The 26,435-nt window shown below is 51.8% G+C and carries 21 protein-coding genes; 15 read left to right on the top strand and 6 right to left on the bottom strand.

Going from position 1 to position 26,435, the window contains the following annotated elements:
* On the bottom strand, positions 1-747 hold the full coding sequence (locus J2Y43_RS10135) for a GntR family transcriptional regulator (RefSeq protein WP_223401072.1): 747 nt from the start codon (positions 745-747) through the stop codon (positions 1-3).
* A gap of 583 nt (positions 748-1,330) precedes the next feature.
* Here J2Y43_RS10135 and J2Y43_RS10130 point away from each other — a divergent pair.
* Positions 1,331-4,495 (top strand): SusC/RagA family TonB-linked outer membrane protein, encoded by a 3,165-nt coding sequence (locus J2Y43_RS10130; protein WP_309982072.1) that lies wholly within the window; start codon positions 1,331-1,333, stop codon positions 4,493-4,495.
* 22 nt (positions 4,496-4,517) lie between these two features.
* The gene (locus J2Y43_RS10125) at positions 4,518-6,035 is read left to right on the top strand and encodes a SusD/RagB family nutrient-binding outer membrane lipoprotein (protein ID WP_309982071.1); all 1,518 of its coding nucleotides are present in this window, start codon (positions 4,518-4,520) and stop codon (positions 6,033-6,035) included.
* A gap of 70 nt (positions 6,036-6,105) precedes the next feature.
* On the opposite strand, the gene J2Y43_RS10120 is transcribed toward J2Y43_RS10125, so the two are convergent.
* Positions 6,106-7,674 carry an FAD-dependent oxidoreductase gene (locus J2Y43_RS10120; RefSeq protein WP_309982070.1) on the bottom strand — a complete coding sequence of 523 codons (1,569 nt, stop codon included), beginning with the start codon at positions 7,672-7,674 and terminating at the stop codon, positions 6,106-6,108.
* A gap of 193 nt (positions 7,675-7,867) precedes the next feature.
* Between J2Y43_RS10120 and J2Y43_RS10115 the strand changes: the two genes are divergently transcribed.
* Positions 7,868-8,266 (top strand): hypothetical protein, encoded by a 399-nt coding sequence (locus J2Y43_RS10115; protein WP_309982069.1) that lies wholly within the window; start codon positions 7,868-7,870, stop codon positions 8,264-8,266.
* Positions 8,267-8,304: 38 nt separating this feature from the next.
* Here the strand turns inward: J2Y43_RS10115 and treZ are convergent, their stop codons facing one another.
* Positions 8,305-10,116 carry a malto-oligosyltrehalose trehalohydrolase gene (treZ, locus tag J2Y43_RS10110; protein ID WP_309982068.1) on the bottom strand — a complete coding sequence of 604 codons (1,812 nt, stop codon included), beginning with the start codon at positions 10,114-10,116 and terminating at the stop codon, positions 8,305-8,307.
* A 126-nt stretch (positions 10,117-10,242) separates the two neighbouring features.
* Between treZ and J2Y43_RS10105 the strand changes: the two genes are divergently transcribed.
* Positions 10,243-11,880 carry an alpha-amylase family glycosyl hydrolase gene (locus J2Y43_RS10105; protein ID WP_309982067.1) on the top strand — a complete coding sequence of 546 codons (1,638 nt, stop codon included), beginning with the start codon at positions 10,243-10,245 and terminating at the stop codon, positions 11,878-11,880.
* A gap of 26 nt (positions 11,881-11,906) precedes the next feature.
* Positions 11,907-14,099 carry a glycogen debranching protein GlgX gene (gene glgX, locus J2Y43_RS10100; protein WP_309982066.1) on the top strand — a complete coding sequence of 731 codons (2,193 nt, stop codon included), beginning with the start codon at positions 11,907-11,909 and terminating at the stop codon, positions 14,097-14,099.
* Between the two features lie 32 nt (positions 14,100-14,131).
* On the opposite strand, the gene J2Y43_RS10095 is transcribed toward glgX, so the two are convergent.
* The 3 genes from J2Y43_RS10095 to J2Y43_RS10085 all read right to left on the bottom strand — a co-directional run bounded on the left by J2Y43_RS10095 (position 14,132) and on the right by J2Y43_RS10085 (position 16,888).
* On the bottom strand, positions 14,132-14,800 hold the full coding sequence (locus J2Y43_RS10095) for a DUF6766 family protein (protein WP_309982065.1): 669 nt from the start codon (positions 14,798-14,800) through the stop codon (positions 14,132-14,134).
* A gap of 289 nt (positions 14,801-15,089) precedes the next feature.
* Positions 15,090-15,773: an AraC family transcriptional regulator gene (locus tag J2Y43_RS10090; protein WP_309982064.1), complete on the bottom strand. Its 684-nt coding sequence runs from the start codon at positions 15,771-15,773 to the stop codon at positions 15,090-15,092.
* Between the two features lie 293 nt (positions 15,774-16,066).
* Entirely contained in the window at positions 16,067-16,888 is an 822-nt protein-coding gene (locus J2Y43_RS10085) for a helix-turn-helix transcriptional regulator (RefSeq protein WP_309982063.1), read from the bottom strand.
* 133 nt (positions 16,889-17,021) lie between these two features.
* Here J2Y43_RS10085 and J2Y43_RS10080 point away from each other — a divergent pair, with 133 nt between their 5' ends.
* From J2Y43_RS10080 to J2Y43_RS10035, 10 genes are all read left to right on the top strand, one after another.
* A complete protein-coding gene (locus J2Y43_RS10080) occupies positions 17,022-17,306 on the top strand; it encodes a hypothetical protein (RefSeq protein ID WP_309982062.1) in 285 nt (94 codons plus the stop codon).
* Positions 17,307-17,461: 155 nt separating this feature from the next.
* Complete coding sequence (locus J2Y43_RS10075; RefSeq protein WP_309982061.1) at positions 17,462-18,070, top strand: DsbA family protein; 609 nt, start codon at positions 17,462-17,464, stop codon at positions 18,068-18,070.
* Positions 18,071-18,147: 77 nt separating this feature from the next.
* Positions 18,148-18,675, top strand: a complete 528-nt coding sequence (locus J2Y43_RS10070; protein ID WP_309982060.1) for a DUF4142 domain-containing protein — start codon at positions 18,148-18,150, stop codon at positions 18,673-18,675.
* A complete protein-coding gene (locus tag J2Y43_RS10065; protein WP_309982059.1) occupies positions 18,675-19,025 on the top strand; it encodes a plastocyanin/azurin family copper-binding protein in 351 nt (116 codons plus the stop codon). Before J2Y43_RS10070 ends, J2Y43_RS10065 begins: the two co-directional genes overlap by 1 nt.
* Positions 19,026-19,172: 147 nt before the next feature.
* Positions 19,173-19,820, top strand: coding sequence for an RNA polymerase sigma factor (locus tag J2Y43_RS10060; protein WP_309982058.1), 648 nt, complete (start codon positions 19,173-19,175; stop codon positions 19,818-19,820).
* Between the two features lie 160 nt (positions 19,821-19,980).
* On the top strand, positions 19,981-23,019 hold the full coding sequence (locus J2Y43_RS10055) for a PVC-type heme-binding CxxCH protein (protein WP_309982057.1): 3,039 nt from the start codon (positions 19,981-19,983) through the stop codon (positions 23,017-23,019).
* A 36-nt stretch (positions 23,020-23,055) separates the two neighbouring features.
* A complete protein-coding gene (locus tag J2Y43_RS10050; protein ID WP_309982056.1) occupies positions 23,056-24,288 on the top strand; it encodes a polysaccharide deacetylase family protein in 1,233 nt (410 codons plus the stop codon).
* Positions 24,289-24,460: 172 nt separating this feature from the next.
* A complete protein-coding gene (locus J2Y43_RS10045; protein ID WP_309982055.1) occupies positions 24,461-25,426 on the top strand; it encodes a hypothetical protein in 966 nt (321 codons plus the stop codon).
* A 50-nt stretch (positions 25,427-25,476) separates the two neighbouring features.
* Positions 25,477-25,815, top strand: coding sequence for a hypothetical protein (locus J2Y43_RS10040; RefSeq protein WP_309982054.1), 339 nt, complete (start codon positions 25,477-25,479; stop codon positions 25,813-25,815).
* A gap of 151 nt (positions 25,816-25,966) precedes the next feature.
* Complete coding sequence (locus J2Y43_RS10035; protein WP_309982053.1) at positions 25,967-26,353, top strand: GreA/GreB family elongation factor; 387 nt, start codon at positions 25,967-25,969, stop codon at positions 26,351-26,353.
* Positions 26,354-26,435: the final 82 nt, after the last annotated feature.

Genomic DNA, 26,435 nt, shown 5'->3' with positions numbered 1-26,435 from the left:
CTAGTCGTGGTAATCGGGGTTGGCGCTGATGGCGAATTTGTATTTGTCGCCGCGGTAAAACGATCTTTCGATTTCCACGACTTCACCATCCGTGCATATCACGGCACTGTCGAGGATGAACATCGGCGTGGCTGCCGACAAGTCGAAATTATCCAGCTCCGAGCCTGGCTGCACGATCTCCGTGCTCAGCGTTTGCTTTACTTCGTCGATCCTGAGGTGGTAGGTATTTTCGTATACTTTAAAATAAGAGATCTCGGTAGGCATCCGGTTGATCTTCGGGCATAGCGCGAGTGAAATATACTTGATCTCGTCCTTGATAATCTCGTCGTCGGCATACCGCAGCTGGTGGATTTTCAGCACCGGGCCGTCCATAATGAAGTGCTTCCCTCCTATTTCCGACGAAATGCCGTCGTCGAGCACCGTTTTTTCCAGCACTACATTGTGCGGTTCAAAGCCTTCGGCGATCAGGCTCTCGTGAAACCCGCGCCGCGTCGCATTGATCGACCCCAGCGTACGGATCAGGTGATGCCCCACCGTCCGGTTCAGCACGAAAGTGCCCTTTCCCTTGATACGCCTCGCCCAACCCTGGTTCTCGATTTCGAGCAGGCTTTTCCGGGCCGTAGTGTTGCTCACCTTGTAGTTTTTGATAAGATCATTCTCCGACGGAATTTTGTCGCCCGGCTGTAATTCGCCGGATTTGATCCTTTCGATGATTTCGCTGCTAATGCTTTGAAACTTGGGTTTCATTGGGCGTGCGTAATGGATTAATACAAGTTCCAAATTAACTGAACTTTATCAATATATCCGCAACTGGCCTTGTGGAAGAGCATCCGGCGTTCGGGTGAATGAAACGAGATGCAACCTGGCTTCCCGTTCACAACCGGGTTTAAACATAATTTAACTGGCAACAGGCCGGGCCGGCCTCCGCTCAGAAGGTAACCGAATCGGCAGGCGTATATACATAACTGTCAGGAATCCAACCGGGTGCCGCCTGCTGCTTCGGACATTTCCAGAAGTGCAACCAGGTTAAGTAATATTAAATTACTGAAATACAGTGCATACCTGATAACCCATAATGCCTTTAACCAGTATTCGAAAACACACAACTTCCGGATCGGATTGGAAGAATATACGGCCCAGCCTCTCTTCCGAGAGAACAACCATTAACACACTGAAAAACAAACGATACCAGCCATACCACAATGATCCAAGAGAGATAAATCAAAAGAAATTGCAATTTTAACGGGCGCGTTGTAGTATCAAAATGACAATGAACAGTAAATTGCATAGTTGAAATCTCTTAACCTGAATTTAACTTTCCTTAAACTAAATGCGAAACACATTTACCCTCTCTCCCAGCCGTATTGGCTGGCTGTGCCAGCTTTTATGCGCGGCATTTGTGGTTGTGGCAACCACGGGATACGGCGGCACGGCCCGTCCATCCCTTTCGTCGGGCGTTTTACCCAGCCGGGTATTTCCCACGGCCGACAAACCTGTAAAAGGAACCATCAGGGACGAAAACGGCAACACCCTTGCGGGCGTCAGCGTGGTGGAAAAAGGAACGACAAACGGAACGATTACCGATCAGGATGGGAAGTTCAGCCTCACCGTTCAGGGGGAAGGGGCCGTTCTTTCCGTGTCTTTTATCGGTTTCGTCCCTAAGGAAATCACCGTAGGCAACCAAAGCACGATCGATCTGGCGATGTCGCAGGATGTGAAACAGCTGACCGAGGTGGTGGTTACCGCACTCGGGGTGAAGCGTGAGGAAAAGTCCCTCGGCTACTCGGTACAAAAGGTGAGCGGTGCTGCCATTCAGACTGTAAAGGGTACCAACCTGGCGACGTCCCTAACCGGAAAGATTTCGGGTCTTTGGGTTAAAAACAGTACTGAATTCAATGAAGCGCCTACGCTCGATCTTCGTGGTGAAACACCTTTGCTCGTTATCGACGGCGTGCCTTATGTGAACATCTCTTTGAAAAACCTCAACCAGGACGATATTGAAAGTATTGACGTACTGAAAGGCCCCACGGCGGCGGCATTGTACGGTTCGAGAGGCGGCAGCGGAGCGGTTATCGTTACCACCAAACGCGGTGCTGCCGGTAAAGGGCTTTCCGTAACGGTGAACAGCAACAACATGTTCAATGCGGGCTTTTTGATGCTGCCGAAGGTACAGCATTCTTACAGCGCCGGATTGGGTAGCGCATATAGCCCTACCGACTATATCTGGGGAGCGAAACTGGATAACGGCACCATGGCCAACCAATGGAACCCGATCAGCAAGCAAATGGAAGTATCGGAACTGCGGTCGGTAGGAAAGAACAATTTCCGGGACTTTCTGGTACCCGGCCTGATTTCCAACAATAACGTTAGCATTACACAGACTGGCGAGAACGGCAGTTTCCGTGTATCGATGAGCCATATTTACAACAAGGGCCAGTATCCTAACCTCAAATCCAACACCACCAGTTTTAATGTGAGTGGCGAAATGAAGGTCGGCGAGAAGTTCAGGCTGAACAGCCAGGTTGGCTACAACCGCATTACAGCTCCTCAGGTTGCCGGTTCGGGATACGATGCGCAGGGATATATTTACAATATTCTGATCTGGATGGGACCGGAATATGACCTGAGCCTTTACAAAAACAACTACTGGATTACTCCCAATGTAAAACAAAACTGGCACTACAATGCATGGTACGACAACCCATACATGATGGCCTATGAAAAACTGAACGGTATCGAAGAGAACAAAATGAATGCCAGCTTCACCGCAACGCTGGACTTGTTTGAAGGCGCCAAAATACTGGTCCGCCCGGGATTTGACTTGTACCAAAACAACGAAACCCGCAGAAACCCGCCGGGAATCCTCTCCACCCGCGGCTGGGATGCATCCGGGTTGTATTCCATTGCGAAAAGAAACGGTTACAGCTTTAACGGGGATGCTTTCTTTACCTACAACAAAACCTTCGGCAAATTGGGTATCGATGCCTTGGCCGGTGGGACGATCTTTAAATACGACAACAACTATCTCTACAGTGCTACCAGAAGCGGATTGCTGATCCCGGGCTATTACTCGCTCAACAACTCCGTCGAAAGACCGGACGTCAGCGTTGTTGATCCAAACACGGCTGCTTCAAACCCACGCTTCCGCAAACAGGTAAACAGTTTGTTGGGAAAACTCAGTTTGGCTTACAACAACACTTTCTTTTTGGACGTAACCGGTCGAAACGACTGGAGTTCATCCATGCCTACCAACACCAACAGCTATTTTTATCCTTCGGTGGGTGCCAGCGTTGTGGTTAGCGAGTTTTTCCAATCTTTGCCCAGCTGGCTTGATTTCTGGAAAGTACGCGGATCCTGGACGCTTGCCAAGTCCGATTTGGGCGTGTACGCGACCAACAACACGTATTCCACCAGCACCGGCGTGTGGAGCGGCCTGAACTCCGCGGCTTATCCCGGCACGATCATCAACGCCACCAATGTGGTAGCGGAAACCAACCGCACCTGGGAAATCGGAACGGCGGCTTACTTCCTGAAAAAGCGCTTCAAACTGGACGTTGCTTACTTCAACAAGTATAACTACAACATCCAAACCAGCGCAGCAATATCGCAGGCTTCCGGATTTAACAACACCCTGATCAACATCGATCAGACGTACGTTCGCAAGGGTATGGAGATTTCCCTTGATGCCAACGTGCTCAAAAAAGGCGATTGGCAATGGGATGCTACGGCAAACTGGTCGTACAACCACCGCTATTTCAAAGCACTGGACCCGCAATATTCTGCTAAAAACAACTGGACAAAAGTGGGCGGCCGCACGGATACCTACACCGGAGCAACCTGGCTGAGAGACCCGCAAGGCAACCTGATCCACCAGGCTAACGGTCTTACGCAGGCAAGCACCTACAACAGCTTGTATGGCTACACCGATCCGAAATTCATCTGGGGATTGGCGAACACCGTCCGTTACAAGCGATTTACACTTTCTGCCGCATTTGACGGCCGAATCGGCGGGTTCCTGAATAACTACACGTCTTACAAAATGTGGGATACCGGCGCACACCCCGACTCGGATAACCAATGGCGCTATGATGAAGTGGTGAACAAAAACAAATCATATGTTGGCCAGGGCGTTGTGGTAACTTCCGGCGCTGTCGTGTTCGACAATATGGGTAACATCACCAGCGATACCCGCGAGTATGCGCCTAACACCACGAAAGTGTCTTACGAAACCTACGCCCGCCGTTACGGTGACGGAACCCGCGGTGTGACCAATGCTACTTTCTTCAAACTTCGTGAGCTTTCGATCGGCTATTCACTTCCGCCATCTTTCGCGAAATATGTTGGTGCTAAGTCGGCCTCGATATCATTTACCGGACAAAACGTGTGGATGTGGACGAAAGACTTCCGTTTTGCTGATCCCGATAAGGCAAATGACACGCAGCTTACTTCGCCTTCCGTACGCTACGTAGGTGGTAACATCCAACTCACTTTCTGATTAACACAAATTGACCTATATCATGAAGAAATTCATTGCTAAATATATGCTCGCGGTTGGTGGCTTGCTTACGTTAAACGGCTGCTCCGACTTCCAGGAGATCAACACCAATCCCAATGCGGCAACATCGGTGTCGCCCCAGATGCTGGCAACAAACCTGATTTTGAACATTACCTCTGTCAGCTACCTGGACCCGGCGCTGCTTTCGAAGGCCATTAACCACACCGAATTCCCAAATTCGCTGCAATACAACAATTTGGGAAAACAAGAATACAGCGGACTGGTCGTGCTCACGAACGTCGAAAAGATGATCGGCCTGGCGCCGGAAGGGCCATTGAAAAACTCCTTTACCGGGCTCGGCAAGTTTGTACGCGCCTGGCGGTTTTATGATCTCACGATGCGTTTGGGAGATATTCCCTATTCGGATGCTTTGCAGGGCGAGACAGGCACCATCCGCCCGGCGTACTCTACGCAGAAAGAAGTGTTTCTGGGTATTTTGAAAGAGCTCGAAGAAGCCGATCAGGCATTTTCCCAGGGGGCCAATTTCGCGGGCGATCCTATTTACAATGGTGACGTTACAAAATGGCGGAAGGTAGTCAACACTTTTGCATTGAAGGTGCTTCTGACGCTGTCGGCCAAAGAAAGTGATACAGATTTAAATATCAAATCACGCTTCAACACGATCGTGACCACGAAGCCTATCTTCGAAAGCTCGGCCGACAACTTCCAGAGGGTATATTCCGATGTTGCGGGGCAGCGCTACCCGTGGTTCAAACTGAACAACCAGGGCCTTATCTACCCGGTAATGTCGACGATGATTGTCGATAAACTGAAAGACCTGGATGATTACCGGCTATTCTATTATGCTGCTCCTTCACCCGTTAAGGTGGCAGCTGGTGTAAGCCCTTCGAGTTACGATGCCTACCGGGCGGTAAACCCCTCGGCCGTTTATTCGGATCTTACCGCCGTGGCATCGTCGAAAGATTATTCCAACCTGAATGCCCGCTATTCCGAATTGGCGAATTCGGAGCCGATCTACTTGATCAGCTATTCTGTTTTACAATTTATGCTGGCGGAAGCGTCATTGAGAGGCTGGATCAACGGAACTCCGGCGAGTACTTACTACGAAAATGCGATCCGCACGGGCATGCAGTTTGTAGCCAACAATACGCCGGATAATGCTGATTTTCACCATAACCGCAAAATCACTGCCGAGTACATCACGGCTTACCTCGCTTCACCCAAAGTAAAGCTATCGGGCACCCCGGAACAGCAGCTTGAAAAGATCATTACCCAAAGATACCTGGGAACTTTCCTTCAAGCCGGATTTGACGGTTATTTCGAAAACCGCCGCACCGGTTATCCGATCTTTCCGATAAACCCGCTGTCCAATAACAATACCGACAAGGACAAAATACCGGTAAGATGGATGTACCCGGATTCGGAGATCAACTACAATAACGACAACCTGACCAAAGCGATCCAATCGCAATATGGGGGTAACGACGATTACAATCAGAAGATGTGGTTGCTTAAATAGGCGGCAGTCTTCGTAACAAACAATGCCCTCTGAAAGTCAATTGACCTTCGGAGGGCATTGTTCGTTTATCTCAAAGCATCTGGTCCAGATCCGCCCGTGCCGGACCGGTGAGTACGTGCCCGAAGCAATCGTACCGCGCACCGTGGCAAGGGCAATCCCAGCTTTTCTCGGCGCTGTTCCACTGCACAATGCACTTCGCGTGGGTGCACACCGGATCGAGCACGTGGACTTCACCGGCCGGATCGCGGTACACTGCCAGTTTCTCACCGTCAAGCTCGATGATCCTCCCGTCGTCGGCGCTTACATCCGCCAGGGAATCGATTTGGGCAATGCCGAAACGATCGCCGATGAACCGTTTCACTACGTCCGCATTTTCCTTCACCACCTCCGCAAATCCCGCAACGGGTTTCACCCGCGCCGGGTCGAATAGCGCCTTGTACTTACTGTCGCCGGTGGTAATGAGGTCGCTGATTACCAGCGCGGCGGCAGTGCCGAGGATCATCCCGTTGCCATTGTAGCCCGTGGCCGCATAAATGCCTTCCGATGCGCCCGGAAGATGCCCTATGTAAGGGAGGCCATCGGCCGGCACATAGTATTGCGCAGACCACCGGTAAGCAACCTGCTCCACATTGTAATACTTGCTGGTGTAGGCTATCAGATCGGCAAACGCCCGCTCGGGGTCGTTGTGACCGGTTTTGTGGTCATGGCCGCCCGCGACAAGGTACCGCTGCCCGTCGATCGTATGTGTTCTGAAATAATGATAAGGCTCCTGCGAGTCGTACACGAGGGCGTCGGGGTAAGCACCATCTGCGAGCGTAGCCGCAATGACATAGCTGCGGTAGGGCGCATTCCGGAAATGCAGCACGTTGATCCCCCCGGGCGGAATATGTGTAGCGTACACCACCCGCTTCGCGTGGATGCGGTGCTGATCCGAGATAGCCGTATAATGCCCGTCAGCGGTTTCTACTTCCCGGATACAAGCGTTTTCAACCACAGTCCCGCCCGATTTCCTGAATTCATTCAGCAGGCCGCGGATGTATTTTAAGGGATGAAACTGCGCCTGGCCATCGAATACCACGGCTTTCAGGTAAGGTACAGGCGTAGGTACATCGTCTGCGGGCGCCACGCCGACGCCTGCGCGCAATGCGCTCTCATACAGATCGTCGAGTTGCTTTACTTCCTCTTCCGTTTCGGCATAAACATATCCCTGCCGCCATTCCAGGTCGCAGTCTATCTGGTACGTTTCAACAAAGTGCCGAATCAACTCCACAGCGTCGCGGATCGACTCGGCAAAAAGCGGGGCAGCATCCGTCCCGAATGCCTGCTCCACTTCGGCATAGGTAGTATCCGCAAATGTGTTGATGTGGGCCGTGGTACCGCCCGTTGTACCGAAGCCCGCGTGATGCGCATCGACTAGGGCACATCGATTTCCAGCTTGTTGAAGGAGCAACGCAGTAGTAAGCCCGGTTATGCCGGCACCCACCACGATCACATCGTAAACCTCCGTTTCCGGCAACGCCGTCTCCTCGTTCTTCAATGTAATATCCTTGTTCCATAAGCTGGCATTTTGTCCATCGCGCTCCCACTCGTGCGCGTCGGGCAGGACGTCCGTTTTTGAAGTGTGTTCCGTTTTAGCCATGGTCGTTCTGTTTTTTTGCGCAGGCTTTCGGTTAAAACCGTACCAGCGCTCAATGCCTCTTACAAAAACGCAGGGAAAGTTGCCCAAACCGTGGTTTGACATGCGGGGCGGCTGGTATCCCAAAATCATACCATGTGTTTTTACGCGGGGGAACGGATTTTGCTCAACCCGCCGGATCAAAAAAACGGAAATCATGGCTAACGAAAAAGATAAGTCGACGCAGGACGCTGTCGCAAAAGCACTCAGAAGCGGCAGAAATGCCAACGACAATTTCAACGAAGGAAATGTGGACGACTACGGCACAGCATCACAGGAGGAAATACAGGAACGCGATGAAATCAAAGGAGGCGCGGGACAGCACGGGGCAGGAAGGAACGCAAACGACAATTTCAGCGAAACCAGGTCGTATCCGCAGGATCAGTCGCAGGTCATCTTTACCGATTTGCAGGGCATCAGGCGCCGGGGCGTCTACAAAAAGGCTCGGGGTTTTCAGGAAATCAGTGAAACAGAAGTTCCGCTGGAACAGCAGTCCTTCTTCCCCGAGGAAGATGTGGCTGGGTGGGAATATGAACCGGAAAGCCAGTCAGAATAGGGCGCTGCCCGGCGTAAAACCTGCGCCAATGCATTCATTTAAATTCCATGAGGCACATTTGAGAACACCTTGACTCCGGGACCGTCGATGTTGCGGGCGCTGCCCGTTTTCGTTTGCGCATGTTCCGGTGAATCGAGTATCAGGTGCCAATGGGCCTCTTCCGGCAGCGAGAAGGTCAGTTTTTCGTCGGAGAAATTGATATAGCAATACAATGTCGCCCGCTCGTCCCGGCTGGTTCTTTTCAGAAGCAATGCCTTGTCGGTCAGCACGTCCACGGCGACGCCGTCCTTGTCGAAGTTGCGTAATGCGGCATGCGTTTGCCGTAGGGTGATCAGCCTCTTGGTCCAGGCAAGCAGGTCGGCGTATGGGTCTTCGCTACGTTTTTCCCAATGTATTTTAGAATGCAGGAAGGTTTCCTCGTCCTGTGGGTTACGAGGTTCCTGACCGTCCCCAAAATCCTTGAATTCATTTTGCCTTCCTTCGATCACAGCCCGGATGAGCTCCGGGTCAGTGTGGCTTACGAAGAAGAAAAAGGGTGTGTCCTCCCCATATTCTTCACCCATAAAAAGCATAGGTACGTAGGGCGAAAGCATTAAAGCAGCCATCGCCACTTTTTGTCTCGCAGGGTCCACCAGCTGGCTAAGCCGCTCCCCACCGGCGCGGTTTCCAGCCTGATCGTGATTCAGATTGAAAACAACGAACGCAGCGCCTCCAACCCCTGCCGAGGAGACTCCGTGCTTTCTCTTCCGGAACTCCACATAACCGCCGCTATGCACAAAACCATCTTTATAAGCCTTAGCAAGCTGCCCGATGGTTCCGAAATCGATATAGCGGTCACGCCCCTTCTCGTCGAGCAATACGTAAAGCGCATGGTGGAAATCGTCCAGCCATTGGGCCTCGAATCCCATGCCGCCTATTTGGACGGGTTTGACGACACGCGGACTGTTCAGATCGGATTCGGCAATGAGGTGGAAAACGCGACCGCTATATTGCTGATGCGTACGGAGTTTCTCATGTACGAGCTCCCAGAAACTGAATGCGCCCTTGTCGAAAATTTCATGAATGGCATCCAGTCGGAGCCCGTCTAAATGGTAATATTCCGACCAGAACAGGATCAGGTCCGAAAAGTAATCCCGCACACCGTCCGACCATTCGCCATCCAAATTGATCGCCTTACCCCAGGGCGTTGCGTACTTATCGGTGAAATAGGGACCGAAATGGCCCAGGTAGTTGCCCTCCGGACCGATATGGTTAATGACAATATCTAAAAAGACGGAAATGCCGAGCGCGTGGGCGGCATCCACGAGCGCTTTCAGCCGATCGGGCCCGCCATATGCGCTGTGTACGGAATAGGGAAACACCCCGTCATAACCCCAGTTCCGGCTGCCGGGAAATTCCGAAACAGGCATCAGCTCGATCGCATTGATTCCCAGGTCCGCCAACGCCGCCAGGCGGGGGATGATGGCTTCGAACGTCCCTTCCGGCGTAAATGTGCCTACATGCAGTTCGTACAAAATGAGGTGTTCGAATGCGCGCCCGCGCCACTCGTTGTCCGTCCACGGAAAACGGGTGTGATCTACAAACTGTGAATATCCATGCACACCTTCGGGCTGAAAATGCGATGCGGGATCAGGAAAAGGCCCCTGCCCGTCCGGCGCATATTGGTAGCGGCAGACCTCGTCCTGCCAGGGTAGCGTCAGACTGAAATAGCCTTCGTCGTCCGGCTCCATTTGAAAGGTCGCGAGTTCCGTTCGCTGACAAATCAGGTTCATTTGCTTTGTTTGCGGGGCCCATACCCTGAACCTGATTTGTTCTCCGTCCCTGTATGCGCCTGCTGTGACATGTATCATAATATAGGATGTTAGATACCCGGTTTTTTTTGAATTCCCGCCCCGGAAAAAACTTATGCCATGCCTCTGTACCTATGCAGGCGCGATTTTGGATGGGGGGCCGACTATTTCAAAAGAAACAGGATAATGGAACATACAACGGCGATATTTCCGGCAGAACCTTCCGCCCAATATAGGTGGTGGCATCATGGCATTATTTATCAGGTGTACCCCAGGTCTTTTCAGGATTCGAACGGCGACGGCGTCGGCGACCTGAAAGGTATTATTACCCGGCTCGACTACCTGCAATGGCTTGGCGTCGACTGCCTGTGGCTTTCCCCGATTTTCCCGTCGCCGATGGCCGATTTCGGGTACGACATTTCCGATTATCGCGGCATTCACCCGCTTTTCGGAAACATGGAGGATTTCGACGAGCTGCTGAGCGAGGTACACCGGCGGGGGTTGAAACTGCTGCTTGACCTCGTTCCGAATCATACCTCCGACCAGCACCCCTGGTTTCTGGAAAGCCGCTCATCCAGGGACAATCCGAGAAGGGACTGGTACATCTGGCATGACGGCAAGGCAGACGGTTCGGTACCCAACAACTGGCTTAGCGTATTCGGCGGGCCGGCCTGGGAATGGGACTCGCATACCGGGCAATATTATTATCATGCATTTCTGAAAGAACAACCTGATCTCAACTGGCGCAATCCGGAAGTGCAGCAGGCGATGCTTGATGTCATGCGGTTCTGGCTCGAAAAAGGGGTCGACGGATTCAGGGTGGACGTTATGTGGCACATGATTAAGGACAGCCAGTTGCGCGACAATCCACCCGTACCAAATGCCGCCGGCGATACCGCAAACCCGCTGTATGACGACTATCTGCCTGTTTATTCCACCGACCAGCCCGAGGTACATCAGATCGTACGCATGATGCGCGAGCTCACAGACGCCTACGACGACAGGGTGCTCATCGGGGAGATCTATCTGCCGATACCGAAACTGGTCACCTATTACGGCCAGGACAACTCCGGGGCGCACCTCCCGTTCAATTTTCAGCTCCTGACCTTGCCCTGGAATTCCCGGGAAATCGCGGGCGCGATCGACGCTTACGAAGGCGCACTGCCTGCGGGAAGCTGGCCGAACTGGGTATTGAGCAACCACGACAAGCCCCGGATCGCCAGTCGTTTGGGATTATCGCAGGCCAGAATCGCGGCCATGCTCCTGCTCACGCTGCGCGGCACGCCCACCATCTATTACGGCGATGAAATAGGGATGACCGACGTACCCATCCCCTTGGATGAAATCGTAGATCCGCAAGGGCTGAATATGCCCGACATGAATGTGAGCCGCGATCCTTGCCGAACGCCCATGCAATGGAGCCCGGAGATCAATGCCGGCTTCTCGGCCAGGAAGCCGTGGCTACGACTGCCCTACAATGCAGCGAGAGTGAATGTGGAGAAGCAAAAAAACGACACGCATTCCATGCTGTCGTTCTACCGCAAGCTGATTGATATGCGCAAAAAAAGCGCTGCATTAAGCGTGGGAAGTTATAGCCCGGTTTACTCGGACGGACAGCTTATCTCCTATCTCCGGCAGGAGCACGATGAGACATTCCTCATTATCCTCAATCTGAGCCACCGCCCGGCTTATTTCCGTCCCCAAAACACCAGTTATAACGGCATTATAAAACTCAGCACCGAAGAGGAACGCATCGGGATGCGGGTCACAAATGTGATTACCCTGGCGGGGGATGAAGGTCTTTTAGTACAAATTGACGATTAAAAAAACGATTTATAAGTAGCAAAAAAATGGAACAACACATTGAAAACGAATTGCTGGAATCTGCCAGTGAGCAGGAAATAAAAACACTTCCCGGCAAACCTTATCCCCTGGGCGCGACCTGGGATGGCAATGGAGTCAACTTTGCCGTTTTCTCCGAGAATGCGGATGGTATCGAACTATGCCTTTTTCAACCGGAAAATGAGGAGGACGAGTACATTAAGATCAAAATTGAGGAAGTAACCCACCACGTCTGGCATGTATACATTCCAGGCATCGGCCCCGGGCAACTTTATGGCTACCGCGCACACGGGCCCTACGATCCGGGAAAGGGGCACCGGTTTAATTCCAACAAATTGCTGCTCGATCCCTACGCAAAAGCGATCAACGGCAATATCAAATGGGATCATGCGGTATTCGGCTACCAGATCGGAAATGCCGAGGAGGACCTCAGTTTCAATGACAGCGACAGCGCGGGTTTCATGCCGAAATCGGTGGTGATCGATCCCGGCTTCGACTGGCAGGGCGACGCGCATCCGAACATCCCCTATCATAATACCGTTATTTACGAACTTCATGTAAAAGGCTTTACCAACCTCTGGGACCAAATCCCTGAAAACATCCGCGGTACCTATGCGGCTATTGCCCATCCGGCGTCGATTCAGTATTTGAAACAACTTGGTATCACTGCGATTGAGCTGATGCCCATTCACCATTTCGTAGCCGACCAGCATCTGATCGAAAAGGGCCTTACCAACTATTGGGGTTACAACACACTTGGCTTTTTTGCACCGGACATCCGGTATAGCAGCCGCCGCGAGCCGGGAGCGCAGGTCAGCGAATTCAAAGAGATGGTGCGCGAACTGCACAAGGCCGGCATTGAGGTCATTTTGGATGTAGTCTATAATCATACTGCCGAAGGCAACCATTTCGGGCCCACCTTTTCATTCAAAGGGTTGGACAATGCAGCCTATTACAGGCTCGTGCAAGACAATCCACGGTATTATATGGATTACACCGGCACGGGCAATACACTCAACGTCCGGCTGCCTAACGTACTGGCCCTCATCATGGATAGCCTCCGCTACTGGATTACCGAAATGCATGTAGACGGCTTCCGGTTCGATCTGGCGGCTACGCTGGCGCGTACGCTGCATGATACCGACACCCTCAGTTCGTTCTTTAACATTATCCATCAGGACCCCGTGATCTCGCAAGTCAAACTGATCGCCGAGCCGTGGGACATTAACGAAGATGGCTACATGGTGGGCAAATTTCCCGTGGGCTGGGCAGAGTGGAACGGGATTTACCGCGACCAGATCCGTGACTTCTGGCGTGGGCAGGATATTGAAATGACCGCGTTCGCACGCCGTTTCACAGGGAGCCCGGACCTCTACCAAAGCGATTACCGCAGGCCCACGGCCAGCATCAACTTCATTACAGCGCACGACGGCTTCACACTGAACGACCTGGTGAGCTTCGAACAAAAACACAACGAAGCAAATGGCGAGCAGAATCAGGACGGCGACGACAGTAATCACTCCTGGAATTGCGGTGTGGAAGGTCCGACAGACAATACAGATATCAATTCACTCAGAGACAGGCAGAAAAGGAATCTCCTTACCACCCTGCTCCTCTCGCAAGGGGTAGCCATGGTGGCAGCCGGCGACGAGCTGGGCAAAACCCAGCAAGGCAACAATAATGCCTATTGCCAGGACAATGGAATATCCTGGCTCAACTGGGCCAATGCCGACCAGCAGCTGCTCGAATTTACCCGGGCATTGATCGCGCTTTGCAATGCGCACCCGACTTTCCGCCGCAGGCGCTGGTTCCAGGACCTGCCCGTTACAGGTTCGGACGTGAAGGATATTATGTGGTTCTGGCCAAACGGGCAGCAAATCCCCGATCAGGAGTGGGAAGGCCACATCGCCCGAACCTTTGGGGTGTATCTTAACGGCCAGGGGATCCGGTGCGTTGATCCGGACGGCAATAGAATCACAGACGACAATTTTTACATCATTTTTCATGCAGGAGACCAGCCGCTGGATTTTACGCTCCCCCCTGTGGAATGCGGCTCCGACTGGCACATCGTGATTAATACAGCGGATAATTTCGTCGGCGAAGCCGATCAAACAATTCCATCGGGCGGAAGCCTGACTATCACCGACCATTCTGTGGTTGCGTTGAGATGCTTGTCGTCTACCCCTCAAACCGGTACATAAACTGTGCGGGTTCACCCCTGAACCCGCACAGTTTACTTGCCTGTTTCCCAATGGGCGGCGTCGACTGGTTTTGATTCCGGTGAACCCTTCTGCCGGAGAAAAATGGACAGGATAACAATGGAAGCGACGGAAAGAAATTCGCTTTGCCAGTTCTGGAAAGTCTCAAACCAGAAATCGGGTTCCCCCAGAAATGCGCTCAACGATTGCTCCGGTTCCCCATGAAGCATCCTTTGCTCGTTGTGATCGGTATAGCTGCCGTACAAATGGCCCGCCCAGCTCCCGAGGAAAAGCACCACAAAAGCGATCGACAAGGACTGCTGGTACAGCCATAATTGCCATCCCCCCCGCTTCACAGGCCCCGGCGCATCTTTTTTCAAAGGGTCGGGCTCGCGATCGACTTCTTCCGGCTTCACCAGATCTTTCGACTCGGCCGAACCGATCTGACGAAGTGAGATGGTCAGGATTACATACATGGCCATTTGAAGGAACTCGCTTTGAAAGTTTTCAAATGTCGAAGAAAAAAAGTGACCGCTGGAAAGGTAATGTGCAAACGCGATCGGCTGTGCGCCTAGCTCCATGAGTTCATCATTGTGCTGCTTCCAGCCAAAAAAAGCCTGCGCTACCCATGCGACAATGAAAAACGAGAGAAAGACGATCGATAATCCGTTTCTGTAAAAAAAGTGTGGTTTGCGTTTCGGCATAGACGTAGCTGTTAAAGTATGCCTTTTACACTAGAAAAGTGTGCCAGCTTTTGAGCGCACCACACCCGTATTAAGCTATATTCTAACAGAAAGAATGCCCAACCTGGCAGACAGCGATGAGCCTTTTTTCCGGCCCCTCATTTACCTTAAATGCAAACAACGATTGTGGTTATACGCAATCCGACTACCGCACACGCTGCAATCAACTGAATCACGTAATAACCCAATATGTCCCTTTACTCTTTTCAAAATTAGACCTTTTCAAATAGAGCGGTATTGTAAATTGAGGCTATTCTTTTTTCACACAAACCTGTAAAATAATGGAGGATGATTGCAGGAATGCCCTTGGAAATACACCAAACGTTTTCTTGAATGTATTGCTGAAATGCGCCTGATCGGTGAAGCCGAAATTCTCTACTGCTTCTCCGAGCGTCATTTCACCCGAAGCCACTGCATAAATGGATTTTTTAAGGCGCTGCCATATAATGTATTGCGTGAAAGGAAGGCCGATCTGCTCTGTGAACAAATGCCTGAAACGGTGAGACGACAGGTGCGCCAGGTTCGCTACTTCGGCCAGCTCGATGTTTTTGGAGAGATTCTGGTCGATATAGGATATCACCCGCCCCAGCCGGTCATCGGTTTTCCTCCGCGGCACTGCCGGACTTTTTTTAGCCAGCTTCACAAAGAATGCCTGAACCCGCTGTGCAACGGCCGTTTCATCCATCGCATCGAGACCACGCGGCAGGATGGAGTCAATCTCTTCTACGGCCATTAACTCCTCGATGAAGCAAACCTCCCGCCCCGAAAGTAATACCCACAGATCGCGGCCCCACCGGCTGGCAGGTTCGACGAGGCTGATAAACATGACTGCCTCACCGGAATTCCAGGTATGCCGTACATTCCGGGCAATAATAAATCCCTTAACGGCTTTATAGTAACGCCCGTTGATCTCCGGATCGAAGGTATCGTCCAAAGAGATAACAATCTTGAATCCGAATCTGTTTTGTATTTGTACAGAGTGGTTCGTTGTTTGGATAATGTAAGAGATACTACAATCCTGCAATTCTCTGGATTGAGAATCCGCAGAAACAGATAATTTCATAAACGCGCTACCCCGGTTCTTTCAAAAAGTTAAAAAATGTTGAGTGTGGTTTCGACCCGAAACCAACAAGGCGAGTAAAGGGAGCGCTAAAATGAAACAAACGTAACTACGCCACAACCTTTTGAAAGAAGAAAACCCTTGAAACAGTAAATATTAGCCCCAATTTACAAGTCTTCGCCGCTGGCGACAACTTCTTCGACGTGCGCATCGTCCTGGACAATAACCCTGCATTCAACGAGGAAATTGGATGGGTTTAATCCAAAAATGTTTTTAAATGTTTTATGAAAATGCGAGAGGTCGGTAAAGTGGTAATCCCGGCAAACTTTGGAGAGGGATTCGCCCGACTCGATGACAGTTTTAAGTGTGCGCCGCAGCCGCTGCCACAAAATATATCTGGATAAGGGGATGCCCACTTCGGCGGCAAACAAATGCCGCGTCCTGTGAAATGAAAGATTGGAGATATCCACGATTTCCCGGTTGGTTATATCGCTGGTAAGATGCCCGGACACATAGTCGATGATCCGCATTACGCGCGGATCGATCAGATTGGAATCATGAATTTTCAGCCCGGTGACGGCAAACATCAGTTCGAATATGTGTGGAATGAGATCGGTGTCTTTTAAAAGTGCATGGTTCATCGGCAGAATAGGACCAAGACTGTCCACATCCAGGATTTCTTCGAACCGGACAAAGTCCTTATCACCCAGGATTTCCCTGATTTTATTTCCCCACGGGCTTTGCGGCTCGATCAGGATACTCAACACCGGCCCATCGGGAGAGATGCATCGGTGCATGGCGCGCCCGTTAACCACAAACCCCTTCATCGCAGTATAAGTAGAATCTTCCACACTGCATTCGATCTGATGGTCGAGGCTCACGGCCACCTTATAGCAATAGTGCTTGTGGACTATGACGCTTTTTGTGCTGGAGATGTATGGCAGGCACACCTTCCAAAGCCTTTCCGATAAATCATCTGTTGTATACATATAGTTTATGGTTGGGCTCTAACTGCTGCTTGCAGCAATTATTGTGCCTGCAACTTAGCCTCTGTATACAAGTGTATTTTTCCGCGGGCGCGTGAGTTTTGTCTTATCTCCGTAATCTACCGTGTCAAACATAATGTCGGCTGCAAAACAGGAATTTGTTATCGAGGCGATTGTTGCCCAAATCACCGAAGCCCGACGCACGAACAAGCATTACCTCATTTACACGATCCCTTCGAGCGATGTGGAGCGTAAAATTGTAGAATCCATTATTGTTGATCTGAGAACACTCGGCTTTCACGCAACGCATTTTTCCATCCCGGATCAAGAACCGGAGACTCCTTCTTCATGGGATATCTATATCTGCTGGACGGAAACGGCGAAACAGGACGCAGTCAGCCGCGGATACATTTTTGACTGATCTGGCTCCCGATTTGTATATAGAGGCTATTCTTTACACTATCGAAGTCTTTCTACATAGTTGCGGCACGCCTTTTGGGCTTTCCATCCACCATTTGTAATGGAGAAACCGGAGGTCCGGTGATGACCGGCAGTGCAGAAAACAACGAAAGAAAAATGAAACCAATCGACCTGAACCACACTATTGTCAATATTGTATACTATACCCAGCCGTTATGCCCGGTCAGTTGGCGAATGCAGCAGCATTGGCATGAATTCACCACCAAATTCAGCGAACTGATTAACGTCCGTTTCTGCCTCGTCACAAGCGATACAACGAGCCGGAGCCCGACTGGCTCAGGTCGCGAGCCGTCCAACATCAGGGCGTGCCAGGCGGTGAAGGCAGTATCGTTACAGTCGCAGCGAGCGGCGAACCTCTACCTGAACGCCCTCCGCAAAGCTGCGCTCGTCGAAGGAAGGGACATTTCGCTTTCCCGTGTTTTGGTAGACCTGGCACGGGAAATCAGCCGCGAGCACCATGGCATTCTTGATTTGCAAAAATTCGGGACCGACTTCGACAGTCCTGCTACCCGGCGCGCATTGCAGAAAGACGCGCTGAAAATCCGTACCAATAAAATCGACAGCTGCCCGACCATTACGTTTACGGTGAATGGGTACGGGTTCAAAGCCACGGGATTTCATTCATTCCAGCAGTTGGCGGCAATGCTCAAAAAAGCGTTGACACCCACATTCCCAGCAGCGAATGATTTGCGGAGTCGGGTTTGAGAATCGTAAATTTTTCGACGATTCTGTAACCTTTCCTCCCGGGTTTTCTCTAAGAGGTAAACCAAAACAAACTGTCGATGAAAAATTCAAAATTCCTTAGCTGCTCGTTTGCATTCGCGTCTTTGATCTGCACCGCTAACGCGCAAAAGAATCCAAGCCTGACCGACCCCGAAGTAGCTTCAGTGGCGGTGGTAGCAAACCAAATTGACATTAATTATGCGGAGATTGCTGCTAAAAAGTCGAAAAATCCCGAAGTCCTCAAATTTGCGGAAACGATGAAGCGGGACCACGCCGCAGTAATCGGTCAGGCCGTTGCGCTGGCAAAGAAACTGGGTGTTACACCGAAGGATAATGAGGTTAGCAAGAACCTGCTGGCCGATGCCGACAAAACGAAGAAAACACTAAATGGAAAAGCGGGCAGGGATTTCGACAAAGCCTACATCGATAACGAAGTAACATACCATAAGACGGTGATCCATGCCGTGGAGAAGCTGCTTATACCGGAAACCGATAATGCCGAGTTGAAAAAGTTGTTGCAAGACGTATTGCCAGCATTGCAAGCACACCTAGGCCACGCCGAAATGGTTCAAAAGAACTTCAAGTGATGAACTGGCCGCTTAGGATTAGCCTGACAATCATCCTGTTGACAGCCGACAGGAACGCTTCGCATTTGATTGGTTATCAAAACAATCCAAACACTTCCAGCTTCGTGGCCAATCATGTTGTCGAGGTCAGGCAAATGGCTTTTGTTCCGTCGAGCATTACTGTCAGAAAGGGTGAGCGGGTAACTTTTATTAACCGCGATATTGTCAGGCACGACATCACTGAAGAGAAGAAAGCCTGGCAATCACGCCCCTTAGGCACCGGCAAGTCCTGGACCTTTACTGTCATGCGAAGTGCAGATTACTATTGCTCGATTCATCCGGTGATGAAAGGAAAAATTACCGTGAAATGAATAATACATCCTGCCGGGCCGGTTTCCGGAATCACAAAATGGCTGGCTCCGGCGGGACATTCTACAGGTGGATCAGGACGAGATATTTTGCTACCTTGATCTGTCCCCGGTTAATACTTCATCCAGCGAGCTGGCAATATTGTTAAAATGAAAGAATCCGAACAACTGCCCCCAACCACGATTTCGGACGAAGAACTGGTTGCAAGGATATTACAAGGCGAAAAGAATCTATACGAGATACTCATCCGCAAATTCAACCTCCGTCTGTACAGAATCACCATGGCGATTGTAAACGACGACGACGAAGCGGAAGACGTTATGCAAACCACCTATTTGAATGCATACCTTCAATTGTCTAGCTTTGAAGGCAGATCCAGTTTCGGAACCTGGCTGACCCGAATCGCGATTAACGAAAGCTTGCTGCACAAAAAGCAGAAAAAGCGATCAGACGAACTTCTTCTTAGTCATGCACAAAGCGAATTGCACAACGAATCGCCATTGAAATACCTTATGAACAGAGAATTGAAAGTAATCCTCGAAACTGCCATTTCCAACCTGCCAGAGAAATACAAGCTCGTGTTTATAATGCGTGAAATCCAGCAAATGAGCATTCAGGAAACAATGGAAATACTCGACGTGGGCAAATCAAATGTCAAAGTCCGGCTGAACAGGGCAAAGGAAATGCTGCGTGTAGAACTAAGCAGTTACTACCAATCCACCCCGCTCTTTGACTTTGATCTCGTTCGCTGCGACAGGGTTACGCGCATTGTCCTTTCCAGGATTCTTGAACAATAAGTTATCCTACCTCGCAAAGTCTTAGTCTCCAATGCCTACCAGCACATAAATCAGGCGGGAAGTAGCCGAAATCCGGCAGAATCGAGTAATATTAGTGAGGCGGCGGATACTAAATACTATTGGCGCCGGCAGAGCGATATTACCCATGAACGACACCAGTATGAAACGCTTTTTGGTTGCCCTCGCGCTCTGCGGCGGGGTATTTGCGTCGGCCATAGAGCGAAAAGAAGCATATCCCCGCGAGGTAAAACCCGAAGATGCCATCGCCACATTTGAGATCCCGGAAGGTTTTCAGATCGAAATGGTGGCCAGCGAACCAGAAGTTTCGGACCCGGTTGCGATGGAAATCGACGAAAACGGGGTGATGTACGTCGTCGAAATGCACGGGTACCCGCTCGACAAAAGCGGTACGGGCAAAGTGAGAGCGCTGCACGACACCAACGGCGACGGAAGAATGGACCGATCGGTGATTTTTGCCGAAAACCTGGTGCTACCGACCGGGATCTTGCGCTGGAAGAAGGGCGTACTAGTGACCGATCCGCCCAATGTGCTTTACCTCGAAGACACGGATGGGGATGGGAAGGCCGACAAGCGCGACACGCTCCTGACGGGTTTCGCGATGTCCAACCCACAGCATAATTTCAACAACCCGATCCTGGGCATCGATAACTGGATCTACCTCGGACACGAACCCGCCGTCACGACTAAAACTTTTCAGAAAGAATTTGGCGACCGCGGTGGGGAAATCTTCTATCCGCACCTCCCCGACAGTCCCCGTTTACCCGAAAATGGCCTTGGAAGAGGCGTACGGTTCCGGCCTGATACCAAGGGACTGGAGGTATTGAGCAGTTACACGCAATTTGGCCATACATTCGATCAATGGGGGCGATATCTGCTCGTCAGCAATGCAAATCCGGGTTACCACGAAGTAATTGCCAACCGCTACTTGCAGCGTAACCCCGATTTGCTGATTTCAAAAGTAACCCAAACCCTATCCGACCATTCCTCGGAAGTGTTTCCCATTACCAAGAACCCGCAGCACCAGCTGCTCACCGACCTCGGCGTGTTTACATCTGCCTGTGGCCTCACGAGCTATCAGGGCGGGCTCTTCCCAGCTCCCTACGACAGCGTCGCATTCGTTGCGGAACCAGTCAGCAACCTGGTTCATGCCGATATTATCCGCGATAACGGCGCGAGCTTTACGGCCAGCCGCATGCAGGATAAAAAAGAATTCCTGGCCTCCACCGACTCCTGGTTCAGGCCCGTGAATATGTACATTGGCCCGGACGGCGCATTGTACGTGGTGGATTACTACCGCCAGATTATCGAACACCCGGAATGGATGGCCGACGACGTCGTGAAATCCGGGGCGCTTTATAATGGCCGGGATATGGGCCGTATTTACCGGATCTCTCCCAAAGGCACGCCGCGGCTATCGTGGTCGGGCAGGCTGGATCTCCATGCATTGTCGGATGCCGAGCTGGTGGAAAAACTGGCAGACAAGAATATCTGGTGGCGCCGCAATGCGCAGCGGCTACTGCTTGACCGCCATCATGAAACCGCTATCCCGCTGCTGAAACGCATGGCTACGGGTAACGACCCTAAGGGACGGCTGCACGCTTTATGGGCAATGGAAGGCCTGGGGGCGCTCCGCGCGGACGACCTGCAACGCGCATTGAAAGACCCGGAGGCAGGTGTAACGGAAAATGCCGTCAGGATTGCCGAACTTCACCTCGCACAATTTCCTGAGCTCATACCTGCCCTCACCGCCCTCGCCAATCATCCGAATGCCAAAGTCCGCTTTCAGGTGCTTCTAACGCTCGGCGAAATACAGTCCGACGCGAAGTCCACAGACGTGCAGTCCGCAGACGCGAAGTCCGCAGACGCGCTCAAAGCGCGCGAAACAATTCTGTTCAAAGACCTGCGGGACCCGTGGGTGCAAACTGCCGCCCTCACTTCCGCCTACGGGAACGACGTTCTGTTTGCCGAAACGCTGAAACGCTACAAACCGCGTGACGAAGCGTATGCGGCACTTGTGCAACGGTTGAGCACACTGACCGGTGCCCGTGGCGACGCTGCCGCGGTCCGGTCCATCATTCGCAAAGCGCTGGCTCCCGCGAGCACGCAGGGATGGCAGGCGCCCGTATTGCGTGGATTAGCCGAAAGCCTCAACAAGAAAACGGATCTTGCCGCACTCAAAAACGAGAAGTCGCTACTATTGAATGCATCATTAAAAAACCCCAATCCGGAAATCAGGCAGGCGAGTATGCAGCTCCTGCGGAAAACCGGGCTCCCCGCCGGACCGGAAACCGAGGCTGCCATCAAGACGGCCGTACTGACGGCATCCAATAAAGGCACCACAACCGAAAAGCGCGTGGAGGCGATCCAGTTTCTTTCTTTCAAAAACCCGGCGGAACACTCGGATATGCTCCAAAAACGGGTGGAACCGAGCGAGCCTCGCCCGGTTCAAATCGCAGCGCTGAAAACGCTCAGCGCCATACCGGACGAAACCGTATGCCGCTTGCTGCTCGACAGATGGTCGTCACTCACACGGGATGTGCGGGAGTCGGGCATAGGGTTCTTCCTTTCCGACCCAAAACGGACTACCCTCCTGCTGGACGGGCTGGAACAAGGCAAAATCGATCAGGCGAGTCTTGGATGGCCGCGCAGCGTATCCCTGATGGCGAACCAAAACGAAACCCTGCGCAACCGCGCGAGGCAGCTCCTGACCCAAAAGGAAAGCCAGCGCCACGTGGTGATTAAGTCCTATCAGCCGGTCATGACCCTGTCGGGAAATCCACAGGCTGGCAAACGGGTGTTCGAGCAGCAATGCGCGGTATGCCACCAGATTGGCGGCGCAGGCGGCGTAGCGTTTGGGCCCGATCTTGGTACGATCCGCAATCGACGCCCCGAGTCGATTATGGGCGACATCCTGGACCCCAACTTTTCCATTGCCGACGGATATGACCTGTGGCAAATCGAGCTCAGCTCCGGCGAATCGGCGCAGGGACTCATATCCAGCGAAACACCTTCGGCCCTGACGCTTTCCAATTACGGCGGCCAGAAAAAAGTCATTGCACGCAAGGATATCAAATCATTGAAAACATTGGGCATGTCGAGCATGCCCGTGGGGTTCGAAGCATCGATCGATAAACAACAAATGGCAGACTTGCTGGCCTATATCAAAAACGCAAAGTAACACACCCTAACCACCTACACCTCACATCCTACCCTTATGGCATACAAACATTTGCTTCGCCACCTAAGCCTCTCCTGCCTGGCGGTTGTCGGCCTGATTATCCCACCGGCCGTCTCGCAAACCTTCAAATGGCCCGACGGGAAGAAGATGGCGATCAGCCTTACGTTCGACGATGCGCGCGGCAGTCAGGCGACGGCGGGCATACCGCTTCTCAACGAGTACGGCATTAAGGGAACATTCTATCTTGTCCCCTCGGCCGTCCGGAAACAGCTCGAAGGCTGGCAGAAAGCAGTAGCCAGCGGGCACGAAATGGGCAACCACTCATTACACCACCCTTGCAGCGGCAATTTTGTGTGGTCCAGGGAAAAAGCGCTCGAAACCTACACACTCGACCAAATGCGCTCCGAACTGACCGAGACCAATCGGCAAATCCAGGCGATGCTTGGGGTAATGCCGGTCTCGTACGCATATCCGTGCGGGCACACGTTCGTAGGTCGCGGGCGGGGGACGCAGAGCTTTATACCACTCATTTCAGAATTATTCATGACAGGTCGCGGCTGGCTGGACGAAGCGCCCGTTGACCCGGCCTATTGCGATTTCGCCCAGCTGACGGGTATGGAAACCGACGGTAAGGACTTCGAACAGATTCTTCCGATCATTGAAGCGGCCCGAAAATCGGGACAATGGCTTGTGCTCGCCGGACACGAAATGGCCGACTCCGGCCCGCAAACTACCCGCCTGGCAATGCTGCGCAAACTCTGCGAATATGCCAAAGACCCCAACAACGGCATCTGGATCGCCCCGGTGAATGAAATCGCCGGCTACGTAAAGGCGGTACGGGACACCATCAACATCCCCGAAATGGTGGTTACCGATGCAAAAGGCATCCTTCATTTAACAGCCGAAAAAGGCAAAGGCACAGGGCCTCAAATTCAATATATGCCCAAATGGAAAGCGTTTGGCTGGTTTGGCGCTGCGGACGCTGTCGAATGGGAGATCGAAGTGCCCAGGGCCGGGGTATATGAAGTGCGCATGGAATGGTCTGTTGACGACAAAGAGGCCGGCAAAGCGTTTGTACTGGAAACGGGGAAAGTGTCATTATCCGGCAAAGTCCCGCGAAGCGGAGGCTGGGAGAACTTCCAAAGTAAGTCCGTGGGAACCCTGCGCCTTGCGACTGGTGTGCAAAAAATCAAATTCAGGCCCGGCCAGGCCTTTGCGAGCGGTGCGCTGCTTGATCTGCGTCAGATAGTGCTGTCGCCTGGGCATTGACGATACTATACTGCCAGATCAAGCCCATATCACATTTAAATTGAAGCACTTACAGCTCGACCAGTAGCGCGAACAGAGAAAGTCCGGATCCTGGTTTGCCTAAAATAATGACCGCAAAGATTGGAATTCCAAATCCCGGCTGTAAATTTACAACTGTAAAAAAGCAATTGGAATGACTTACCTGAGCGCAATGCCGCAAACGGCTACATCCTGGGAGGAAATTTGTTATCCGGTGGATTCGGTGTTACTGGCCGATATGCTGCCCGAGTATGACATTATCGCCACCGACCGGCAGCAGCTGATAGTAGGCACACCGCCCGGGCACAGGAAAACAATTTTTGGAATACAAAGCTCCGGCTATACCATCATACCGAATGAAATGATCAGACAGGCCGTAGACAGCCTGTTCACTCAGTACGAACTCCAGATCAAGCACACCATCACTGGTGAATTCAGCATCAGCATTATCCTCCCGGAGGAACTGCCCATCGGAGGGGAGCATCTGAGACGAAGTATTATTGTGACCAATGGCTATAATGGTAAAACGCCTTTCACCATACAGGGGCGCACGCTTACGGCGGACAACGGCCTGCCGGGCGGAAGCATGTACAGGGCGGTATGCCAGAACGGTTTGATGGGTTGGGCCGATTCCTTCACAGAACTCGGGCACTACCAGGAATGGTTGCGCGGGCATTTGCCCGGCACTTTCAAAGGGCAGCAAAAGAAAAGCGGTTCTTCCGGCAGCCTGGAAGCATTACCGCAATTGCGCAGGCCCAAAGGAAATCGCAAGATAGATTTGGACGCACTCCAGCAGCAGCTCGCCGACCTGCTAAGCTCCGTCACGCAAGAGAATCTTACGCTGACGGCAATGGTATATGAGCATTTTCAAAAAAAATCCATGACCCGCAAAGAGGAAAATGTGCTGAGCAGCCTGCCGATCCCGGTTCAGCTGGCAAGGCAAGCCCGCGAGCGCCTGCGGATTGAGCAGAACCTGCTGGGCGTCACCCCCTCCTATTGGCTGATGTACAATGCGGTAAATTATGCCCTTTTCAACGCCCGGAGCAGCCTTACACTGAACGATCGCTATAAGCTCGATGAAAAGGTATTCCATCAATTTGCAGCCCTTGCCTTTAATTAACCCTATCAGTAAGCGAGGATAAGTAGTGAGCATCAAACGATTTGGAATGCATGGATAAAATAGGAATTTCACCGGCACTGGAAAAAATCCAGCAACTTTTCAGCACACACGGCCACCAGCAGGAAGCTGGTTTGCAGCATCATTGGCCTGATATGTCGATCATAACAAACTTTATCCGCGAGAATGCGGTGATCCTTGACAAAACGGGGACGATACAGCGGCAAAGCCAGGTCGGAAACCGGACGGCAAACTCATATAAAATCGCCACCGAACGATTTCTCAGAATTTTGGCCCGGCTTACCAAAGCGAACGAAGGCCTGTCGCGGCAGGAGCGGATTTTTGTTACCCAATACTGGTCTGACCTGCAAAATACTTCCCCCACGAAATAGCATCCCGGGTACTCAGCATCAAACACATAACGCTAACATTGGCCGCGGTTCCATCGCACCTCCCCGGAGTTGCGGCGGACTGCGGTCGACTATTCCTTAACCCTTTCATTCTGAAACCACTTCGTGGACAACCAACAAACCCAAACACATCATGAGCAGCAACACGAGCCCTGTCATACTTGGAAAAAATGATTTTCGCCTTCTCAAACAGTTTGCGAGCAACTTCTCGGACAGCCCCGCCGCCAGCGAAATGTCGCTCGCTTACGAGCTGAACCGCGCGATAGTCGTTGAGGACGACCAGCTTCCCGAGGATAGTATCCGTCTCAATTCGCAGGTAAGAGTTTTGGAACTGACCACCAACAGGGAAATGGAGTTCAGTATCGTCATGCCCAATCTGGCAGATATTACGCAGCAAAGAATATCCATTCTCACCCCGATGGGCGCTGCCTTGATCGGCCTTTGCAAAGGTGAAACCGTAGAATGGAAAATGCCCGCCGGGATACGGAAGTTGAAGATCCTGGACGTGCGTTCTGCCTGAATGCGAGTTGGTTAGCTCACCGTCTCCGGGTGAATCGGGTGACTAAGCGCGAGGAGAAAGTTCTTGCGGTCTGTTTTATATT

This window comes from Dyadobacter sp. BE31, from assembly GCF_031457695.1.
In the GTDB taxonomy this organism is placed as follows: domain Bacteria; phylum Bacteroidota; class Bacteroidia; order Cytophagales; family Spirosomataceae; genus Dyadobacter.
This window is presented reverse-complemented; position numbering and strand designations above follow the sequence as displayed.

Excerpts from the sequence above, each read along its gene's own strand:
- J2Y43_RS10135 (WP_223401072.1), bottom strand. The coding sequence starts at position 747 with ATGAAACCCAAGTTTCAAAGCATTAGCAGCGAAATCATCGAAAGGATC.
- J2Y43_RS10085 (WP_309982063.1), bottom strand. The coding sequence starts at position 16,888 with ATGTATACAACAGATGATTTATCGGAAAGGCTTTGGAAGGTGTGCCTG.
- J2Y43_RS10070 (WP_309982060.1), top strand. The coding sequence starts at position 18,148 with ATGAAAAATTCAAAATTCCTTAGCTGCTCGTTTGCATTCGCGTCTTTG.
- J2Y43_RS10130 (WP_309982072.1), top strand. The coding sequence starts at position 1,331 with ATGCGAAACACATTTACCCTCTCTCCCAGCCGTATTGGCTGGCTGTGC.
- J2Y43_RS10065 (WP_309982059.1), top strand. The coding sequence starts at position 18,675 with ATGAACTGGCCGCTTAGGATTAGCCTGACAATCATCCTGTTGACAGCC.
- J2Y43_RS10050 (WP_309982056.1), top strand. The coding sequence starts at position 23,056 with ATGGCATACAAACATTTGCTTCGCCACCTAAGCCTCTCCTGCCTGGCG.
- J2Y43_RS10080 (WP_309982062.1), top strand. The coding sequence starts at position 17,022 with ATGTCGGCTGCAAAACAGGAATTTGTTATCGAGGCGATTGTTGCCCAA.
- J2Y43_RS10045 (WP_309982055.1), top strand. The coding sequence starts at position 24,461 with ATGACTTACCTGAGCGCAATGCCGCAAACGGCTACATCCTGGGAGGAA.
- J2Y43_RS10115 (WP_309982069.1), top strand. The coding sequence starts at position 7,868 with ATGGCTAACGAAAAAGATAAGTCGACGCAGGACGCTGTCGCAAAAGCA.
- J2Y43_RS10105 (WP_309982067.1), top strand. The coding sequence starts at position 10,243 with ATGGAACATACAACGGCGATATTTCCGGCAGAACCTTCCGCCCAATAT.
- treZ (WP_309982068.1), bottom strand. The coding sequence starts at position 10,116 with ATGATACATGTCACAGCAGGCGCATACAGGGACGGAGAACAAATCAGG.
- J2Y43_RS10060 (WP_309982058.1), top strand. The coding sequence starts at position 19,173 with ATGAAAGAATCCGAACAACTGCCCCCAACCACGATTTCGGACGAAGAA.
- glgX (WP_309982066.1), top strand. The coding sequence starts at position 11,907 with ATGGAACAACACATTGAAAACGAATTGCTGGAATCTGCCAGTGAGCAG.
- J2Y43_RS10095 (WP_309982065.1), bottom strand. The coding sequence starts at position 14,800 with ATGCCGAAACGCAAACCACACTTTTTTTACAGAAACGGATTATCGATC.
- J2Y43_RS10055 (WP_309982057.1), top strand. The coding sequence starts at position 19,981 with ATGAAACGCTTTTTGGTTGCCCTCGCGCTCTGCGGCGGGGTATTTGCG.
- J2Y43_RS10035 (WP_309982053.1), top strand. The coding sequence starts at position 25,967 with ATGAGCAGCAACACGAGCCCTGTCATACTTGGAAAAAATGATTTTCGC.
- J2Y43_RS10125 (WP_309982071.1), top strand. The coding sequence starts at position 4,518 with ATGAAGAAATTCATTGCTAAATATATGCTCGCGGTTGGTGGCTTGCTT.
- J2Y43_RS10075 (WP_309982061.1), top strand. The coding sequence starts at position 17,462 with ATGAAACCAATCGACCTGAACCACACTATTGTCAATATTGTATACTAT.
- J2Y43_RS10120 (WP_309982070.1), bottom strand. The coding sequence starts at position 7,674 with ATGGCTAAAACGGAACACACTTCAAAAACGGACGTCCTGCCCGACGCG.
- J2Y43_RS10040 (WP_309982054.1), top strand. The coding sequence starts at position 25,477 with ATGGATAAAATAGGAATTTCACCGGCACTGGAAAAAATCCAGCAACTT.